This is a genomic window from Streptacidiphilus sp. MAP12-20 (assembly GCF_041262525.1).
Classification (GTDB): domain Bacteria; phylum Actinomycetota; class Actinomycetes; order Streptomycetales; family Streptomycetaceae; genus Streptacidiphilus.
Genome location: NZ_JBGCCK010000015.1, coordinates 70,187 through 88,619 on the forward strand (window position 1 = coordinate 70,187; position 18,433 = coordinate 88,619).

Annotated in this window: 19 protein-coding genes; 12 read left to right on the plus strand and 7 right to left on the minus strand. The window is 71.5% G+C overall.

What is annotated here, in order from left to right:
* Positions 1–161 precede the first annotated feature (161 nt).
* A complete protein-coding gene (locus tag ABIA32_RS21245) occupies positions 162–680 on the plus strand; it encodes an NUDIX hydrolase (RefSeq protein ID WP_370097672.1) in 519 nt (172 codons plus the stop codon).
* Between the two features lie 77 nt (positions 681–757).
* Here ABIA32_RS21245 and ABIA32_RS21250 read toward each other — a convergent pair whose 3' ends face one another.
* Positions 758–1,318, minus strand: coding sequence for a MarR family winged helix-turn-helix transcriptional regulator (locus tag ABIA32_RS21250; protein WP_370097675.1), 561 nt, complete (start codon positions 1,316–1,318; stop codon positions 758–760).
* A gap of 87 nt (positions 1,319–1,405) precedes the next feature.
* On the opposite strand from ABIA32_RS21250, the gene ABIA32_RS21255 reads away from it, so the two are divergent.
* Both ABIA32_RS21255 and ABIA32_RS21260 read left to right on the plus strand, forming a co-directional pair.
* Positions 1,406–2,314, plus strand: a complete 909-nt coding sequence (locus ABIA32_RS21255; RefSeq protein ID WP_370097678.1) for an alcohol dehydrogenase catalytic domain-containing protein — start codon at positions 1,406–1,408, stop codon at positions 2,312–2,314.
* 50 nt (positions 2,315–2,364) lie between these two features.
* Entirely contained in the window at positions 2,365–2,748 is a 384-nt protein-coding gene (locus ABIA32_RS21260; protein WP_370097681.1) for a limonene-1,2-epoxide hydrolase family protein, read from the plus strand.
* A gap of 318 nt (positions 2,749–3,066) precedes the next feature.
* Here ABIA32_RS21260 and ABIA32_RS21265 read toward each other — a convergent pair whose 3' ends face one another.
* The gene (locus ABIA32_RS21265) at positions 3,067–3,603 is read right to left on the minus strand and encodes an HAD domain-containing protein (protein WP_370097684.1); all 537 of its coding nucleotides are present in this window, start codon (positions 3,601–3,603) and stop codon (positions 3,067–3,069) included.
* Positions 3,604–3,650: 47 nt separating this feature from the next.
* On the opposite strand from ABIA32_RS21265, the gene ABIA32_RS21270 reads away from it, so the two are divergent.
* On the plus strand, positions 3,651–4,301 hold the full coding sequence (locus ABIA32_RS21270) for an HAD family hydrolase (RefSeq protein WP_370097687.1): 651 nt from the start codon (positions 3,651–3,653) through the stop codon (positions 4,299–4,301).
* A gap of 4 nt (positions 4,302–4,305) precedes the next feature.
* On the opposite strand, the gene ABIA32_RS21275 is transcribed toward ABIA32_RS21270, so the two are convergent.
* Positions 4,306–4,902 carry a class I SAM-dependent methyltransferase gene (locus ABIA32_RS21275; RefSeq protein WP_370097690.1) on the minus strand — a complete coding sequence of 199 codons (597 nt, stop codon included), beginning with the start codon at positions 4,900–4,902 and terminating at the stop codon, positions 4,306–4,308.
* A 56-nt stretch (positions 4,903–4,958) separates the two neighbouring features.
* Positions 4,959–5,858, minus strand: coding sequence for a non-homologous end-joining DNA ligase (ligD, locus tag ABIA32_RS21280; RefSeq protein ID WP_370097692.1), 900 nt, complete (start codon positions 5,856–5,858; stop codon positions 4,959–4,961).
* 32 nt (positions 5,859–5,890) lie between these two features.
* On the opposite strand from ligD (ABIA32_RS21280), the gene ABIA32_RS21285 reads away from it, so the two are divergent.
* Positions 5,891–6,844 carry a Ku protein gene (locus ABIA32_RS21285; RefSeq protein ID WP_370097695.1) on the plus strand — a complete coding sequence of 318 codons (954 nt, stop codon included), beginning with the start codon at positions 5,891–5,893 and terminating at the stop codon, positions 6,842–6,844.
* A gap of 10 nt (positions 6,845–6,854) precedes the next feature.
* Positions 6,855–7,838 (plus strand): non-homologous end-joining DNA ligase, encoded by a 984-nt coding sequence (gene ligD / locus ABIA32_RS21290; protein ID WP_370097697.1) that lies wholly within the window; start codon positions 6,855–6,857, stop codon positions 7,836–7,838.
* 23 nt (positions 7,839–7,861) lie between these two features.
* On the opposite strand, the gene ABIA32_RS21295 is transcribed toward ligD (ABIA32_RS21290), so the two are convergent.
* Entirely contained in the window at positions 7,862–8,572 is a 711-nt protein-coding gene (locus ABIA32_RS21295; protein ID WP_370097699.1) for a response regulator, read from the minus strand.
* The gene (locus ABIA32_RS21300; RefSeq protein WP_370097702.1) at positions 8,569–9,927 is read right to left on the minus strand and encodes a sensor histidine kinase; all 1,359 of its coding nucleotides are present in this window, start codon (positions 9,925–9,927) and stop codon (positions 8,569–8,571) included. The genes ABIA32_RS21295 and ABIA32_RS21300 overlap by 4 nt, the downstream gene beginning before the upstream one ends.
* Before the next feature lie 132 nt (positions 9,928–10,059).
* Here ABIA32_RS21300 and ABIA32_RS21305 point away from each other — a divergent pair, with 132 nt between their 5' ends.
* Entirely contained in the window at positions 10,060–10,980 is a 921-nt protein-coding gene (locus tag ABIA32_RS21305) for an ABC transporter ATP-binding protein (RefSeq protein ID WP_370097705.1), read from the plus strand.
* Entirely contained in the window at positions 10,977–11,828 is an 852-nt protein-coding gene (locus ABIA32_RS21310) for an ABC transporter permease (RefSeq protein WP_370097707.1), read from the plus strand. The genes ABIA32_RS21305 and ABIA32_RS21310 overlap by 4 nt, the downstream gene beginning before the upstream one ends.
* A gap of 70 nt (positions 11,829–11,898) precedes the next feature.
* Here ABIA32_RS21310 and ABIA32_RS21315 read toward each other — a convergent pair whose 3' ends face one another.
* The gene (locus ABIA32_RS21315) at positions 11,899–13,164 is read right to left on the minus strand and encodes an ROK family protein (protein WP_370097710.1); all 1,266 of its coding nucleotides are present in this window, start codon (positions 13,162–13,164) and stop codon (positions 11,899–11,901) included.
* 162 nt (positions 13,165–13,326) lie between these two features.
* Between ABIA32_RS21315 and ABIA32_RS21320 the strand changes: the two genes are divergently transcribed.
* The 4 genes from ABIA32_RS21320 to ABIA32_RS21335 are packed head-to-tail and all read left to right on the plus strand — an operon-like array spanning position 13,327 to position 18,417.
* Complete coding sequence (locus ABIA32_RS21320) at positions 13,327–14,613, plus strand: extracellular solute-binding protein (protein WP_370097713.1); 1,287 nt, start codon at positions 13,327–13,329, stop codon at positions 14,611–14,613.
* Positions 14,613–15,512, plus strand: coding sequence for a carbohydrate ABC transporter permease (locus ABIA32_RS21325; protein ID WP_370097717.1), 900 nt, complete (start codon positions 14,613–14,615; stop codon positions 15,510–15,512). Before ABIA32_RS21320 ends, ABIA32_RS21325 begins: the two co-directional genes overlap by 1 nt.
* Positions 15,509–16,414, plus strand: coding sequence for a carbohydrate ABC transporter permease (locus tag ABIA32_RS21330; RefSeq protein ID WP_370097720.1), 906 nt, complete (start codon positions 15,509–15,511; stop codon positions 16,412–16,414). Before ABIA32_RS21325 ends, ABIA32_RS21330 begins: the two co-directional genes overlap by 4 nt.
* Before the next feature lie 26 nt (positions 16,415–16,440).
* Positions 16,441–18,417: a hypothetical protein gene (locus ABIA32_RS21335; protein WP_370097723.1), complete on the plus strand. Its 1,977-nt coding sequence runs from the start codon at positions 16,441–16,443 to the stop codon at positions 18,415–18,417.
* Positions 18,418–18,433: the final 16 nt, after the last annotated feature.

Sequence of the window (18,433 nt, forward strand, 5' to 3'; positions counted from 1 at the left end):
ATGGCCGGGTCGCTGGTCGGCGACTGGTGCCCCGTCCGGGCGAGCATGGCTACTTCGACTGATCGCCGGTCTCGGATGGTGTGGGCGTTGAAGGTGACCGGTCCACGATCGCGGAACACGGCCGCGGGTCGGTTGTCAGTGGGGGCTGAGATCGTGCCTGCGTGAGCGAACTGGTTGAGCATGTCGACGAGCATGACCGCGTGTTGGGGATAGTCGAGCGAGACGAGGCGGTGCGCGAGAACTGGCCGCATCGCATTGCAGTGACGATCTGCCGTGACCGCGAGGGGCGGATCCTGGTGCTGCGACGGGCCGAGACGCTGTCCCGGTTCCCGGGCCACTACGACGTGCTGGTCGGCGGTGCCGTGGACGTGGGCGAGTCGTATGAGGAGGCGGCGGTCCGCGAGCTGGCAGAAGAGCTCGGCGTTCGCGTGCCGGTGCGCTTCCTGTTCAAGTTCCTCTGCAGGGAAGGGATTGGCCCCATTTGGTTCGGGGTGCATGAGGCCCTCATGTCGTCGGAGTCCCTGGTCCCGGACCCGGGTGAGATCGACTGGCTGGACTGGCTGACGGTGGCTGAACTGCGTGAAGTCGTTGATCAATGGTGCTTCGTTCCGGGAGGACGGGAAGCTCTGCGCCGATATCTGGATTCCGGGTCCGACAGCGGTGCGGGTGAAGTCGGATGATGTGGGCTTCGCGGGGGTCGGGGATCCCCGTCCTGCCTCGTTGGGCACGTCGCGTCGCGTGACCTGTCGGGTGGTCTCTAAGTCAAGCCCGGCGCCCGCCGCCGATCAGTCGCCCCGGGCGGGCGCCAGTCCACCGGCGGCGGCAGCGTGCCCTGCGCAATTATGTTTGCGTAGACGCTCTCCAGCGCCTGGCTGAGCGGCCCGACAAGCTCGCGCGGCAAGCCGTCGAAGAACAGGCGACGCACGAGTTCCACGTGTCCCAGAGCCGCGGCTTCGAGCACCTTCCGGCCGCGTTGGGTCAGCGTCACCTCGGTCACGCGCCGGTCGTTCGCAGACAGGCTGCAGCTCACCAGATCCCGCTTGGCCATCCGCCGCACGTGGTGCGAGACCCGGCTGCGCTCCCAGCCGATCTGCGCGGCCAGCACCGTGATCGGCATCAGGCCCCCGTCGGCGACGCTCAGGGCCGTCAGGACATCGTAATCGGGCAGGGACAGATCGCTGTCGGACTGCAGCTGGCGATTCATCTCGTAGGTCAGCCGCAGCTGAACCCGGATGTACGCCAGCCAGGCCCGTTGCTGTTCGCCGTCGAGCCACCCGCCCTCGGGCACCGGCGCGCCGCCGTTGGCATTGCGTGACATATCACCTAAGCTTTCTGTCTAGCACCACCGTCGAGGCGTGCCGCTCCCCCATCATCTCGCGCGGATCGCCAGGAGCAGGAGGCACCCATGCCGTACGCAGCAGTGCTCACCGGATACGGATCGCCCGAGACGCTCGTGTGGTCGGAAGTCGCCCTGCCCGCACCCGGACCTGGTCAGATCAGGATGCGCGTACACGCCGCGGGAGTCAGCCCGACCGACCTGAAGATCCGGCGCGGCGACCTCCGGAGGGTCTTCCCGCTGCCCGACCCCGCCGTTCTCGGCTTCGAGGCCGCCGGCACGATCGACGCCCTCGGACCGGGCGTGACCGGCGTGTCGCCGGGCGACGAGGTCGCCGCCCAACTGCCCACGCTCGGCGGGTACGGCGAATACGCCCTCGCCTCGGCCTGGACCGTCAAACCGGCCACCGTCAGCTGGGCCGACGCCGCAGCGCTGCCCGCCTCGGCCGAAGCCGCCGTCGGCGTCCTGCGCCAACTCCGCGTCATCCCCGGCGAGACCCTGCTCGTCCTCGGCGGCGGAGGCTCGGTCGGCGTGATCGCCACCCAGCTGGCCGTATCCCAGGGCCTCACCGTCTTCAGCGCCACCGGACCGGGCGACGAGCAGTTCGCCAAGGATCTCGGGGCGATCCCGGTCCGCTACGGATCGGCGCTCCTTGCGCAGATGCGCGCGCACGTCGGCAAGGTGGACGCTGTCTTCGACGCCGGAGGCAAGGGCGGCCTGCGCGACGCTGTCGAACTCGCGGGCGACCCCGCGCGCGTGATCACCCTCGCGGACGAGCACGCGGCCGACTTCGGCGTCGCCCTCTCCGCCCCCACCCCGGACCGCGCCCCTGACGCGGTCGAGCAGACGATGCCACTACTCGCTTCCGGGCAACTCCGCCTGCGTGCCCAGCGGCTGCTGCCGATGCGGGACGCCGCGCAGGCACACGCCCTCCTCGAGGCGGGCACAGTGCACGAAAAGCTCATCCTCACCGCTTAGCGGCCTATCGCAGTGCACTGTTCAGATCAATCAACCGCGGGAGGAGCCCGATGGAGAGTCCGATCGAGGTAGTGGGCAGGTTTTGCGCGGCGTGGTCGGACAACATGGGGGCCGCCGAGCTGGCAGCATTTTTCACCGGCGACGCCATCTACCACAACATCCCGCTGGCGCCGATCACCGGCCGGGAGGCCATCGCCGACACCATCACCTCGTTCATCCGCCCTGGCCCGCCGGGCATTGAGCACATCGAGTTCCGCGTCATCAACATCGCAGCCAACGGACCGGTCGTGATGACCGAGCGGGTGGACGTCTTCAGGCTCAGTGACAAATCGTTCGAGCTGCCGGTCATGGGGACCTTCGAGGTCACTGACGGCAAGATCAAGGCCTGGCGCGACTATTTCGACATGAACCAGTTCACCAGTCGGATGGGATAAGGCTGCAACCCAGGATGGAAGTTCGTCAATGACGGAGAGTGCCCGCGCCACACAACTTGGGCCCGGACCCCACGTCAGTTGACGCCGGCGGTGAGCGTGGCGGTGAGTCGTCCGTCCGCCAATTCGATCGCTACGCCCTCGGCGCCCTCGCGCGCCAGCTGTGCGGCAACCTCCGCGCCGGACGCGGCCAAGGCCAGGATCTGAGCTCGGCTGAGGTCTTGGCGGCGGGCGAGCTCAGGTTCACGGGGGCATCCTGGCGGAAGCGCGAGCGAATTGTGCAGGTATTCGGGCGAAGAAGGGGCCGGGGCTCGGCACGGGTCACGGCCGGTCCCGGAGCCACCGGTCGAGCGCGATGAAGTCCGCGTCGGTGAGGCCCACGGTGGGGCCGACGCGGAGGAGCAGGGCGCGTCCGGGATGGTGGGCGGAGACCCAGGCGCGGTCGGCGTCGGTGATCTCGTCGTCGAGCCAGGCGAAGGGGCGGCCGGCGGCCCAGGCGACGAGGGCGCGAGTCTTCCAGTGCAGCGCGTCCTCGATGTCGTCGCTGCCGGGGGAGTCGGGGGAGTCGGGCCAGTCGACCACCGGCAGGCGCGGCAGGCCGAGCCGGGGCGAGATGCACTCGTTGGCATCCTCGGCCCACGTCGTGGCCCAGACCAGATCGCACGGCAGGGCCGCCAGGCGGGGACCGTACCCGGGATTCATTCGGTCCAGCAGCGGATGTTCGAGGCTCGCCTCGCGCGAGCTCGGCGTCGGATACGTCGGGTATCCGTGCGGGAGTTGATCCCTCGTCGCACCGAAAGGGATCAGGGGGCCGTCGACGTCGAGGAAGAGCAGGGGTCGGGGAGCTGGATCCGTCACCCCGGCACAGTACCGACGGTCCGCGCGGTCACCGGTAGCCTGCCCGGATGGCGTACAAAATGGTGATCTTCGACAATGACGGGGTGCTCGTCGACAGCGAGCCGATTGCCCACGGGGTGTTGTCCGGGTATCTGACTGAGCTGGGGTATCCCACGACGTTGGAGGAGTCGTTCCACTACTTCCTCGGCAACGCCGGGCGCAATGTCCATCAGGTGATCGCGGATCGCTACCAGGGCACGCTGCCGGAGGACTTCACCGCGCGCTGCCACGAGCGGGTCTTCGCCGCGTTCCAGCAGGAGTTGGCGGCGACGCCCGAAGCGGCGGCCGTGCTGCGGGAGTTGGGGCGGCGGGAGACTCCGTACTGTCTCGCGTCCTCCTCCGATCACGCGTGGATCGGACTCACCCTCGACCGTACCGGGCTGCGGCAGTACCTGCCCGAGGAGATCGTGTTCAGTGCGCAGGACGTGGATGGGGTGGGCAAGCCCGCGCCCGATCTGTTCCTGCATGCGGCGGCGTCGCGGGGGGTCGATCCGCGCGACTGTCTCGTCGTCGAGGACAGCCCCAACGGCGTCCTCGCCGCCCGCGCGGCGGGCATGGACGTGCTCGGTTACACCGCGCTGATGCCCGCGCAGCGGCTGCTTGTCGCGGGGGCGACGGGGCTGATCGAGCGGCTGCCGGAAGTGCTTGATCATCTGTGACGCCTCAGAGCGGGCGGGTTGCCGTCACGGACAGGGCGCGGCCGAGCTTTGAGGGGCGCCAGTGGAGCTGGAGGTCGGCGTAGCCCGCCGCTTCGAGGTCGGGGCGGAGGTCCTCGTCGAAGTGGGGGCCCGCGCTGCCGCCGTCCGGGAGGACGGCGCGTTCGAGGATGCTGAGAACCAGGCGGCCGCCGGGCTTGAGGACGCGCAGGACCTCCGCCAGCGACTCCGCGCGCGGCCGCCAGAGCTGAACGCTGTTCGTCGCGCAGACCGCGTCGAAGGTCGCGTCCGGGAACGGGAGTGCCGCGGCCGTGCCCTCGTGGAGCTGGACGCGGTCGGCGAAGCGCCGCGTGCGGCGGCCGGCGGCCGCCACCATCGTGGCGGAGGGGTCCACCCCGGCGACCTGGAGGCCCGGCGCGGAGGTCGCGAGGGCGACCAGGCCGATGCCCGGGCCGAAGCCGATCTCGAGGACGTGCTCATCCGCCTTCGGCGCGACGGCGCGGACCGTCTCCTTGACCTGGGCGGCGTTCATCACGGCCATGAGCGCGCCGATCACCCGGCCGCCGAGTCCCTGGGGCAGCGCGAACTGCCGAGTGAGATCCATGACGGACAGCCTGGTCCACGGCAGGGCCGCGCGCCAGAGGCGAGCCGCGCCGCTGATCACGACGGCGGCAGCTCGCGCGCCTCGGCCGGGGCGCAGAGGCCCGCCGCGTGGTCGCCGTAGGCGGCGACGCGGTCGGCGACCTCGGGCGGGGTGAACGCGAGGTCTGCGGGGGAGGTGCAGGATTCGACCTCGGCCCAGGTCAGCGGGGTGGAGACGCCGGGGACGTCGGTGCGGGTCGCGCGCAGGGTGTAGGGGGCGGAGGTGGTCTTGGACGTGGAGTTCTGCGACCAGTCCAGGAAGACCCGGCCCTGCCGCAGCGACTTCGTCATCCGGGCGACGAGAAACCCCGGGTGGGCCGCCGCCAGCCGCTCCGCCAGCTCCTTCGCGTACGCGACCACTGACGCCTCCGAGGTGGGCCGCAGTGGAGCGTAGAGGTGGAGGCCCTTGTTGCCGGAGGTGACCGGCCAGCAGGGAAGGCCGTCGGAGGCCAGCGCCTCACGGACCAGCTGGGCCACCGCGCAGCACTCCACGATGCCGGTGCCCTCGCCCGGGTCGAGGTCGATGACGAGCCGGTCGTGGCCCTCCCGGCCGCCCGTGATCGTCCACTGCGGTACGTGGATCTCCAGGCAGTACAGATTCGCCGCCGCGATCAGGCTCGGGGTGTCGTCGAGGACGACGTGCGGGCGTGGGCCCTCCTTCGCTGCGATCTCCTCGATCCGCATCCACCCCGGCGTACGCGGAGGCGGGTTCTTGGCGACGAAGAGCGGGCCGGTCATGCCCTCGGGGCCGCGCAGGAAGGAGGCCGGGCGGTCGCGCAGGTGCGGGACCATCGCGTCGGCGACGCGGGCGTAGTAGTCGATCATCTCGGCCTTGGTCCAGGCGGGCCAGAGCACCTTGTCCAGATGGGACAGGGTGATCGCGCGCCCGTCGACCTGCACGGGTACTTTTCCGGGCATAACGTGTGAATACCCCGCGAAAGGTTCAGGTCATGCCTCCTCGCAGTGTCTGGACGGGCAGCATTACGTTCGGTCTGGTCGCTGTGCCGGTCAAGCTGTACCCGGCCACCGACACCCATTCCGGCCCCGTCCTCCACCAGGTCCACCAGGAGGACGGTTCACGCGTTCGGCTGAAGCGTTTCTGCGAGGCCGAGAACCGGGAGGTCGAGTACGGCGAGATCGCCAAGGGCTGGGAGTCCGGGGACGGTCGGGTCGTGATCCTCACCGACGAGGATCTGGCCACGCTGCCGGTGCCCAGCAAGAAGATCATCGACGTGGTCGCCTTCCTCCCCGCCGACCGGATCGACCCGCTGCGCTGGGACAGTCCCTACTACGTCGGTCTCGGCGACAAGGCCCCGGCCAAGCCCTACGCGCTGCTGCGCGAGGCGCTGCGCGAGTCCGGGCAGATCGCCGTCACCAAGATCACCATGCGGTCGCGCGAATCGCTCGCCGTGCTGCGCGTCCAGGGCGACCTGCTGGTGCTGCAGACCATGCGCTGGCCGGACGAGATCCGGTCCTCGGAGGGGCTCGCGCCGGAGGAGGACCCGGAGCTGCGGCCGCAGGAGCTGGCGATGGCGCGGTCGCTGATGGAGACCCTGACCGAGGGCTTCGATCTCGACGAGGAGAAGGACTCCTACGCGGTCGCGCTGGACGGGTTGATCCAGGCCAAGGCGGAGGGCGCGACGCCCGTCCCGGTGCCGGTCGCCGAGGGCGGCGCGGAGGTGATCGACCTGATGGCGGCGCTGAAGTCCAGCGTCGCGGCGGCGAAGGCGCAGCGCGGCGAGGCCGGGCACCCGGACGGGCACGAGGAGGAGGCCGCGCCCGCTGCGAAGCCGCGCAAGGCGGCCACGGCCAAGAAGACCGCAGCCAAGGCGGTGCCCACCAAGACGGCGGCCAAGAAGACCGCCGCGCCCGCCAAGAAGACCGCGCCCCGGCGCGCCTCCTGAGGGCCCGACCATGTCCCGCGCCCGCACGCCGACCGCACTCCCCACCTACTCGCCCATGCTGGCGACCACCGCGCCGCTGCCGCGCGACGAGTCGCACTGGGCGGCGGAGGTGAAGTGGGACGGCATGCGCGTGCTCGTCTACGTGCCGGGCGACGGCACCGTCCAGGTCCGCTCACGGACCGGCGGGGACGCGACCGAGCGCTACCCGGAGCTGACCGCCCTCGCCGAACTGCTCGGCGGGCACGCCGTGGTGCTCGACGGCGAGGTGGTCGCGCTCGGCGGGGACGGCACGCCGAGCTTCGGCGCGCTCCAGGAGCGGATGAGCCTGCGCCGCCCGGCGCAGATCCACGTCGCCACGCACTCGACGCCGGTGACGCTGATGGTCTTCGACCTGCTCCACCGCGACGGCCGTGACCTCACCCGGCTCCCCTACACGGCTCGCCGCACGATGCTTCAGGAGCTGGACCTGGACCGCGACAGGGGGCCCGTCAGCACGCCGCCGTCCTGGATCGGGGACCTCCACGCGGCCGTCGAGTGGACGGAGGCCTACGGCATCGAGGGCATCGTGGCCAAACGCCTCGACTCCCACTACGAGCCCGGGCAGCGCTCGCGCGCGTGGATCAAGCACAAGCATCGGCAGAGCCTGGACGTCAGGATCGGCGGCTGGCTCGCCGACGAGCGCGGCGGGCTGCGCAGCGTGCTCGCCGGGGTCCCGGAGTCGCTGGGCCTGCGCTACCTGGGCGCGGTCGGCTCAGGCATCGGGGTCAACGAGAGCAACGACCTGGCCGAGCTGCTGCGCCACCTGGAGACCGACCGCTCGCCCTTCCTGCATATCCCCGCCGACCTCGGCCGCCCGGACTCCACCGTCCACTGGGCGACGCCGGCGCTGGCCGCCGAGGTCGAGTACCAGGAGTTCACCGCGGGCGGGATACTGCGCCAGCCGGTCTGGAAGGGGCTGCGCGAGATCACTCCGCAGCCGCCGCCAGCGTTCTGACGCAGCATCAATAACCCGGCGGATCAGTGCGGGGTGGAGGAGACCAACCCGGCTTCGTAGGCGAGGATCACGAGCTGCACCCGGTCACGCGCGTCCACCTTGGACAGGATGCGGGCGACATGGGACTTGGCCGTGGCCACCGAGATGAACAGCTCCTCCGCGATCTCGCTGTTGCTCAGCCCCCGGCCGACCAGCGTCAGCACCTCGAGCTCGCGGTCGGTGACGCCGGTCAGCTTGCGGCGCGGGGTCGCGGCGGGGAGGTCCGGTCGGTTGGCGAACTCAGCGATGAGGCGGCGGGTCACGCTCGGGGCGATCAGCGCCTCGCCCGCCGCGACGACGCGGATGGCGGAGAGGATCTCCTCCAGGGCCATGTCCTTGACCAGGAATCCGCTCGCGCCGGCGCGCAGCGCGCCGTAGACGTACTGGTCGTCGTCGAAGGTGGTCAGCATGACGATGCGGGCCGTCTCGGGGCCGGCGGTGATCTGTCGGGCGGCTTCGATGCCGTCCATGCCCGGCATCCGGATGTCCATCACGACCACGTCCGGCTTCAGCTCGCCGACCAGGCGGATCGCCTCGTCCCCTGAACCGGCCTCGCCGACGACGTGCAGGTCGGGGTGGTCGTTGATGAGCACGCGCAGGCCGGAGCGGACCAGCGGCTGGTCGTCGGCGAGGACGACCCGGATGCGGGCGGGAGCCGCGCCGGAGTCGCCTCCGGAGGAAGTCGAGGACGTCATCGCGACACCGCCTCGCCCGCGGGGGCGGAAACCGCGGCCTCCACGACCGCGGCCCCCACGACGGCGGGCTCCACGACCGCGGCCTCCATGACGGCGGCCTCCGCGACCGCGGCCTTCGTAAGCGCGGCGGCGGTGACGGCCGACGTCGGCGGCAGCGGGAGCCGGGCCGAGACGCGGAAGCCGCCCTCCGGCCGCGCGCCCGCGCTGAACTCGCCGTGCAGCAGGCTGACCCGCTCGCGCATGCCGGTGATGCCGAACCCCGCGCCCGCCTGCGCCGGGTGCACGCCGGGCATCCCGTGCACCGGCGCGACCCCGCGTCCGTCGTCGACGACCTCCAAGGAGAGCTCCTCCGCTCCGTAGTCGATGGAGACCCGGCAGTGTCGGGTCCCCGCGTGGCGAACCACGTTGGTGACGGCCTCCTGCACGATGCGGTAGGCCGACAGGTCGATGTCCCCGGGCAGCGGCCGCCGTTCGCCGTGCCAGGCGAGATGGACGCGGATGCCCGCCTGGCTCGTCGCCTCGGCCAGCCGTTCCAGGTCGTCCAGTCCGGGCGCCGGTGCCAGCGGGGCGAGTTGCGAGCCCGGTTCCGGATCCGCCTGGCGCAGCGCGACGAGGGTGCGGCGCAGACCGGAGAGGGTCTCGCGGCTGGTCGCCTCGATCGCCTGGAGCGCGGCCCGCGCCTCGGCGGGCTGGGAGTCGATGACGCGGCTGCCCACCCCGGCCTGGATCGCGATGATGCCGATGCTGTGCGCGACCATGTCGTGCAGCTCGCGCGCGATCCGCAGCCGCTCCTCGGTGATGGCCTGTTCCGTGGCCTGCGCGCGAGCTGCCGCGGTGAACCGGCGGCGCGTGCGGATCGAGTTGCCGATCATCCAGGCCAGCAGGAAGACCAGCGCGACCGGGAGCTGCCCCTGTCCCCGGGAGGGGTCCTGTCCCGCGATGATCCGTCCGAAGCCGTAGCCGAACAGCGTCGCGAAGCACATGACCGTGGCGGGCGTGGCGACCTCTCGTTCGCGCGTCGCGGCGATGTAGCAGAGCGCGAGCAGGGCCGGGACCGTCTCGGAGAGCGTCAGTTGGGTGTGGTAGGGCAGCTCGAAGGCGATGTGCAGGGCGTTGCCGAGCAGCAGGGCCAGGGCGACGAGCGGCCAGCGCGACAGCAGCGCGGAGGCGAGCGCGATGACCACGACGACGCTCATCGGGCCGGACCGCTCGACGCCGTCCTGGAAGCCCATCGGCGGCGGGATCATCTGCACGCTCAGCAAGATGACCAGAAGGGTCAGCGAGGACCACCACACGGCCGTCCACACCCGGGACAGGACGCGGCCGAGCAGCGGCGGGCGGGGCGTGGCGTTCATACGGTGAGCCTAACGGCGTGCGCGTGACGGGGCATCGACCTGCGGGCTTACGCCTGCGGGCTGGTGTCGGCGCGGCCCTTGCCGCCACCGGCCCGATGCGGGTGCAAGCCGGTCGGCGGCACGGTGGTGGACGTGATCGAAGTCAACGAACTCACGAAGCGTTACGGAGACAGGACCGCCGTCAACGGGCTGACCTTCGAGGTCAAGCCGGGACAGGTCACCGGATTCCTCGGCCCGAACGGCGCGGGGAAGACCACCACGCTGCGGCTGATCCTCGGCCTGGACGCGCCGACCGGCGGCTCGGCCACCGTCAACGGCCTCCGTTTCGCGGACCATCCGCGCGGCCTGCGCCACGTCGGCGCGCTGCTGGACGCCCACCACGTGCACGGCGGCCGCAGCGCCGAGGCGCACCTGTGGGCGCTGGCCCGCAGCAACGGGATCGCGCCGCGCCGGGTCGGGGAGGTGCTGGAGGAGGTCGGCCTGACGGAGGTCGCACGGCGCCGGGTCGGTGGCTTCTCGCTCGGCATGAAGCAGCGTCTGGGCATCGCGACCGCGCTGCTGGGCGATCCGCCGGTGCTGATGTTCGACGAGCCGATCAACGGGATGGACCCGGAGGGCGTGCTGTGGGTGCGGCGGCTCTTCCGCAGGCTCGCGGACGAGGGCCGCACGGTCTTCCTCTCCAGTCATCTGATGACGGAGATGGAGAACACCGCCGACCAGCTGGTCGTGATCGGACGCGGCGAGCTCATCGCCGCCGAGCCGGTACGCGAGTTCGCGGCGCGCAGCAAGCGGCTGACCGTCCTGGTGCGCACCCCGCAGGCGGCGGAGCTGACGGCCGTGCTGACCGCCGCCGGGGCGGAGGTGAGGCCGGAGGGCTCGGCCCGCGCGGAGGCGCTGACGGTGACCGGCCTGGCCACCGACCGGATCGGCGCTCTGGCCTTCGACAACGGCGTCATGCTGCACGAACTGACCACCCGAACAGCCTCGTTGGAGGAGGCGTTCATGGAGCTGACCGCCGACAGCGTCGAGTACCTGGCAGGGCAGAGCCGATGACCACGCTCAGCTCTCTCCCGCGCACCGCCACTGCCGCTCCGGTGGCCGAGCCGCGCGCCCGCTTCTCCGACCTGGTCGTCTCCGAGTGGATCAAGGCGTGGTCGCTGCGCTCCACCTGGTGGACGCTGGTGGTGTCGTTGCTGGTCGCCTGGGGATCGTCCTTCGCGGCGGCGAAGGCGGACTACGACGACATCCCCAGTTACGGCCCGGGGCTGGGCTCGCATCCGGCGTTCGCGGTGACGGACTCGTTCCCGATGATGGGCTGGATGACCGTGATGCTCTCGGCGTCCGCGCTGGGCGCGTTGGCGATCGCCAGCGAGTACGGCACCGGTCTGATCCGCACCACCACGATCGCCGTCCCGGCGCGCGGCCCGGTGGTGCTGGCGAAGGCGGCGGTACAGACGGTCATCTGGAGTGTCTTCGGCTGCGTCGCGGCCGTCGGCGGATTCGTGATCGCCCAGTCCGTGCTGAGCGGCCGCCACGCTTCGACCACCCTCGGCCAGGACCACGCGCTCCGCGCCCTGTTCGCGGCGGCGCTGCTCGCACCGATCTGCGCGCTGATCGGCCTGGGCGTCGGCACGCTGATCCGCCACAGCGCGGCGTCGGTCGGCGCCACCGCCTTCGCGCTGCTGTTGCTGCCGGCCTTCTTCTCGCAGACCAAGCAGTGGTCCGCCGACATCAACCACGGCTTCGTGCGCACCGCCTTCGAGCGGCTGGTCCAACCCTGGGACGGCGGCTTCGGGATCGGGTTCCGGGCGACGGTTCCCGGCTCCTGGACCGTCTACCTGCTCTGGCCGCTGATCGCCGTGGCTCTGGCGGTCTGGGCCGTGCGCAAGCGCGACGTCTGACCCACCCGGGCCGACCACCGAGCCGTCCGCCCCGCCCGCGTGCCTCTCGCGGCGCGGGGCTGCGGCGCGCTCACCCCGCCGTCGCGCTCGGGTCCTGGTAGACGGCGTCGAGGGCGAGGTAGGCGCCGCCACGGGCGGGGGCGGTGAAGCCGAGCGTGGAGGGGAGGACCTCGCAGCCGCCGGAGTCCTGGGCCATGACGCGACGGGCGACGCCCTCGCGGACGCGGTCGAGGAGGTAGTCGGCGAAGACGGCGAAATAGCCGCCGAGCACCACCGCGCGCGGGTTGAGGATGTCGACCAGCAGCGCGAGGCCGAGGCCGAGGTCGTCGGCGATCCGGTCGAGCGCGGCCAGGGTACGGGCGTCGCCCGCGTCCGCGCGGCGGAGCAGGTCGGCCAGGCGGGACTCGACGTCGAGGGACGGGTCGTGGACCGGGTCGTCCGCGTCGGCCGCGTGGCGAAGGAGCGCGCCGAGGCCGACCATCGTCTCCCAGCAGCCCACGCGGCCGCAGTTGCACGGGTGGCCGCCGGGATCCAGCGGCATGTGGCCGATCTCGCCCGCGAACCCCCGTGCGCCGCGCATGAGTTGGCCGCCGGTGATGATGCCGCCGCCGACGCCGGTCTCGCCGGTGACGTAGATCAGGTCGTGGATGTCGGCGGCGGACGCGACCAGGTACTCGGCGATCGCGCCGAGCTTCGCGTCGTTCTCCAGGTGCAGCGGCGGCGCTTCCCTGCCCAGCCTGCGGCGCAGTTCGTCGACCGCGGCGACGTCGCGCCAGCCGATGTTGGGCGCGTAGGCGACCCGGCCGCTCGTGATGTCCACGTTGCCCGGCGCGGCGAGCGCCGCGCCCACCAGCCGCGCGCCGCCGGCCTGTACCGCCGCGTCCGCCTCGCGGACCAGCGCGGCCACCGCGTCCAGCACCGCCTCCGGTCCGGCGGCGCGGACGTCGACCGGGATCCGGCGCTCGAAGGCCACGTCGCCGCGGAGCGAGAGCGCGACGGCGGCGAGGTAGTCGACGTTGATCTCCAGACCGACGCCGCAGATCGCCCGCCCGTCGATCTCGACGGAGAGCCCCGGCCGACCCACCGAACCGTCCCGCTCCGAGCGGCCCTCGCGCACGAGGCCCAGCTCGACCAGTTCGGCGATCAGGTTGGTGATCGTCGGGCGCGGCAGCCCCGTGTCCGCGGCGATCCTGGCCCGGGAGCGCGGACCTGAGTCGCGCAGCAGCCGCAGCACCAGGCCGAGGTTGGTGCGCCGGATCGACGCCCGGTCGCTCGGCTTCGACGGGCCGGCCATCACCACCTCGTGCGCCGCGCTGCCGCGCAGGTCTGCTTTCACGCTCCACTCCCTACCACGGACGCCCTGCCGTTCACTGAAGTTTGCGTCAGGGTGTTGACTTCCGGCCAGTTAGTTCTGATCCTACTTTAACTAATACGAGCGAACGCAAGGCAACCCCTCAGGAGACTCCCCGTGAGAAGTCGTCAGATACGCACCGTGGCCATGACAGCAGCCGTCGCCTTCGTCGCGGTGCTGACCGGCTGCAGCTCCGGCAGCGGCAGCGCGGGCACCTCGCAGAGCCCGGCCGCCGCCGGTCCGGTCAAGCTCGACTTCTGGGGCTGGGCGCCCGGCTACGACCAGTCGGTGGCCATGTGGAACAAGGCGCACCCGGACGTGCAGGTCACCTTCGACAAGATTCCCTCGGGCTCCAAGGGCGGCTACACCAAGATGCTGACGGCCGCCCAGGCCGGCAACGCGCCGTGTCTGGGCATGGTCGGCTACGAGACCATGCCGAGCTTCGCCGCCGCAGGCGCGCTGATGGACGTCACGCAGTACATGTCCCCGGCACAGAGCCAGTTCGCCTCCTGGACCTGGAACCAGGTCACCATCGGCGGCAAGACCTTCGGCGCTCCGGTCGACACCGCGCCGATGGCGCTGATCTACCGCAAGGACCTCTTCGCCAAGTACGGCATCAGCAAGCCGCCGGTCACCTGGGACGAGTACGCGGCCGACGCGGCCAAGGTGCACGCCGCCGACCCGAGCGTCTCCCTCGGCGACTTCGGCAACGACTCCTACAACTACGCCGGTCTCGCCTGGCAGGCCGCCGCACCGTGGTTCGGCACCAACGGCGGGTCCTGGCAGGTGAGCGTCAACAGCGCCGCCAACCAGAAGATCGCGAACTACTGGCAGGGCCTGCTCGACAAGAAGCTGCTCAAGACCGACCCCAGCTTCGACCCGAGCCTCTACTCCGACATGGCCTCCGGCAAGATCCTCTCCGACGTCAACGCCGTCTGGGACACCCCGATCCTCGCCTCCAGCGTCAAGGGCACCAGCGGCAAGTGGGCCGTCGCGCCGATGCCGGTCTGGGACGCCAACAACCCGGTGTACGGCAACGACGGCGGCTCGGCCACCGTCGTGCTCAAGGGCTGCGCGCACCCGAAGGAGGCCGCCGAGTTCGCCACCTGGATGAGCACCGACCCGGGCAGCGTCAGCAACCTGATCAAGGTCACCGGCATCTACCCGGCCGCGACCTCCGGGCTCAGCAACCCGGCGCTCTCCCAGCCGGACCCGTTCTACGGCGGCCAGGTCGTCTTCGACGTGTTCAAGGCGGAGACCCCGCACATCGACACCTCCTGGATCTGGGGCCCGACCATGACCCAGACCGCGACCGACCTCGGTGACGGCCTCGGTACCAGCGCCAAGGGCACCACCAAGCTGCCGGACGTGCTGAACACCGTCCAGACCAAGACGGTCGCGCAGCTGAAGCAGCAGGGGATGAGCGTCTCCTGATGGCTGTCTCGCGCCACGCGCGGCGGCGGGTCGGAACCGCCGCCGCGTTCCTCCTCCCCTTCGCGCTGCTCTTCGCGCTGGTCTACCTGGCGCCGATCGGCTACACGGTCTACCAGAGCCTGTTCAAGCTGCACCGCGACGGCCTCGGCCTCTCCGCGCCGACGAAGGTCTTCGCCGGGCTCGGCAACTACGCCGACGCGCTGCACGACAAGGACTTCCGGGCCGCGCTGCTGCGGGTGCTGCTGATCGGCGTGGTCCAGGTGCCGGTGATGCTGGGCGTGGCACTGCTGCTCGCGCTCCTGCTGGACGCGAAGAGCACGCTGTTCAAGCGCTTCTTCCGGCTCGCCTTCTTCCTGCCCTACGCCCTGCCGGGCGTGGTCGGCGCGCTGATGTGGTCCTACCTCGTCGCGCCCGGCCTCAGCCCGATCACCGCCGCCGCGCACTCGCTCGGCCTGCACCTCGACCTGACCTCGGACGCGATGCTGGCGCCGACCATCGGCAACATGCTGACCTGGGCGTGGACCGGCTACAACATGCTGATCATCTACTCCGCGCTGCAGGCCATCCCGCCCGAGCTGGCCGAGGCGGCCCGGATGGACGGCTGCTCGGCGTGGCGGATCGCCTGGCACGTGAAGATCCCGATCGTCCGCCCGGCGCTCGTGCTGACCACCGTCTTCTCCATCATCGGCACCGCCCAGCTCTACAACGAGCCGGCCGTGCTGCAGCACGTCGCGCCCAACCTGAGCAGCAGCTACACGCCCATCTTCGCCGCGTACAACGCGGTCAACGACAACAACTTCGGCTATGCGGCGACCGAGTCGGTGGTGCTGGCGGTGCTCGCCTTCGTCCTCTCCTTCGGCTTCCTCAAGCTGGTCCAGCGCCGGGGGGCCGTCCTGTGACGACACTTCAGTCCCCGCCCGCCGCACCCTCCGCTGTCACCGCGTCGCCGCGCCGGAGCGCGCCGGTCGCCCCGGCCCGCTGGCTCACGCTCGGCGTGCTCGGGATCGCCTCGGTCTACTTCCTCGCGCCGGTCTGGTGGCTGGTGGTCTCCAGCACCAAGACCAACTCCGCACTGTTCAGCGGCAGCGGCTTCTGGTTCGGCGGCAAGTTCGCGCTGGCGGCCAACCTGCAGGAGGTCTTCACCCGTCAGGGCGGGATCTACCCGCGCTGGCTGCTCAACACCGCCCTCTACGCGGTCGGCGGCGCGGCCGTCAGCACCATGGTCTCCGCCCTGGCGGGCTACGCGCTCGCCAAGTACGCGTTCCGGGGGCGGGAGTTCGTCTTCAACGTGGTGCTCGCGGCCGTCCTGGTGCCCGCGCCGCTGCTGGCGATCCCGCTCTATCTGCTCTTCTCGCCGGTCCACCTGGTCAACACCTACTGGGGCGTGCTGATCCCGAGCATGGTCAGCCCGTTCGGGGTCTACCTCTCCCGGATCTACGCCGCCGCGTCCGTACCGGACGAGCTCCTGGAGGCCGGACGGATGGACGGCGCGGGGGAGGTGCGGATCTTCGCGACCATCGCGCTGCGGCTGATGTCGCCCGCGCTGGTCACGGTCTTCCTCTTCCAGTTCGTCGGGATCTGGTCCAACTACCTGCTGCCCGCGCTGATGCTCGCCGACGACAAGCTCCAGCCGGTCACCGTCGGCCTGGTCGGCTGGCAGGCGCAGCGCGGCATCGGTGACGCGGTGCCGTTCAACATCGTGATCACGGCTGCGGCGGTCTCGGTGGTCCCGCTCGTCGTGATGTTCCTGTCGCTGCAACGGTTCTGGCGCTCCGGCCTGATGGCCGGCAGTACCAAGTGAAAGCGCGTCAAGTGAAAGGGAGTGGCATGCCCGCCCGCTACCACCTCAGGTTCCAGATCCACGCCGACCCCGACCCCGCCCGGGTCGCCGCCGACGCGGCGGAGCTCGTCAGAGTCTGCGAGCAGGCCGGGGTGGACGAGGTCGTGCTGCTCACCGGCGCGGAGGAGGCATTCACCGGCCACCTCGTCGGCGCCGAGGAGGACGCCTGGTTTGCGGCGACCGCGCTCGCGCACGCCGCGCTGACGGCCGCCGGGCTCGCGGTCAGCCTCAACCCCTGGGTCACCGTCGGCCACGCCGACCGGGGACGGCACGGGACGCTGGAGAAGCTCGGCTTCGCGCCGATGGTCTCGCCGTACGGAGAGGTCGCCGCAGCGCAGGCCTCCTTCGCCTGCCCGAACTGGCAGCAGTGGATCGTCGCCCATTACGGGCGCTTCGCCGAACTCGGCTTCCGGGTGCTGTGGTTGGAGGACGACTTCCGCTACCACAACCACGCGCCGCTGCGCTGGGGCGGCGGCTTCGAGCCGCTCATGCTGGAGCGGTTCGCGGCCCTGGTGGGGCGGGAGGTCGAGCGGGAGGAGCTGGTCGCCGCGCTCACCGCGCCCGGCCCGCCGCACCCGTGGCGCGCCCAGCTGCAACAGGTCTGGCGCGACGCCCAGTTGGAGGTCGCGCGGGCGCTCGCGGCGGAGGTCGCCCGGCGCTCGGGCGGGCGCTCACGGCTGGGCCTGATGAGCTCGGGCCTTGACGCGGCGTCCGTGGAGGGCCGCGACTGGCAGGCGCTCTTCGACGCCCTCGCGATCGGCGGCCACGCGGTCCAGCGGCCGCACTTCACCCCCTACAGCGACACACCTGGACGCGAGTTGAGCCGCCAGATCTGGGCGCTGGAGCTGCAACGGGCGCTGCGTCCGGCGTGGGCGACGAGCGAGCCGGAGATCGAGAACTGGCCGCACACCGCCTGGTCCAAGTCCGACACCCAGACGTGGTCGGAGCTGACTGCCGCCCAACTCGCCGGCTCGGACGCGCTGTTGCTCAACGTCCATCCGATGAACGGCCGCCGCGCCGAGCGCTTCCCGCGCGTCACCACGTTGCTGCAACGCTCGCGTCCCGCGCTGGACTGGCTGGCCGAGCGCTACGACCGCGAGCAGACGACGGTCGGTGTCGGCCTCCCGTTCAAGCAGGACGCGGCCGCGCACGTGCGCAGCACGGGCGACTCGCTGCACTCCCTGGGCGTCGACCCGGGCCCGGCGGCTGACCTGCTGCTCCGCTACGGCGTCCCGGTCACGGCCGCGCCAGGCGCGCCGGTGCAGGCGCTGTTCGGGCAACTGGCCTGGGCCTTCGACGACGACGAGATGTCGGCGCTGCTGAGCGGCGGGCTGCTGCTCGACGGTGTGGCGGCGGAGGCGCTGACCCGGCGCGGCTTCGGCCCGCTGCTGGGCCTGGACGCGGTCGAGCTCGTCGAGCGCGAGCAGCGGGACTCGCCCGAGATCTACGCCGAGGAGCACGTCCTCATCGAGGCAGGGGAGGCGCTCAGCGTCAACGTGCAGCCGGCCCTCGCCCGGCTCACTCCGGGCCCCGACACCGAGGTCTGGACCGAGGTCCGGACGCCGGACGGCCTGCCGTGGGGCGCAGGCCGGACGGCGTTCCGCAACCGCCTCGGAGGCCGCGTCGCGGTCCTGGCCGCCACCGCGCCCGAGCTGCTGCCCTACGACGACGCGGGGCAGCGGCTGATCCACCGTGCGGTGCGCTTCCTGGAAGGCGAGCACCCCGCGCTGCCGCTGATCACCGGCGGGCCGATGCTCATCCCGCACGTCTCCCGCTGCGACGGCGTGACCCGCCTCGCTGTCGCCAACGGCAGCGCGGACTCGGCTCGGCCGGTCGTCCACCTCCCCGGCGGCGGCCCGACGGACGCGCGCGCCGCGCTGCTGGCGCCGCTGGCCGAGCCGGCGGACTGCCTCGGCGTGGAGACGGAGCTGCCGCATCGCGGCTGGCTGGTCCTCGAGTGGTGAGCCATAGGATCGGGGC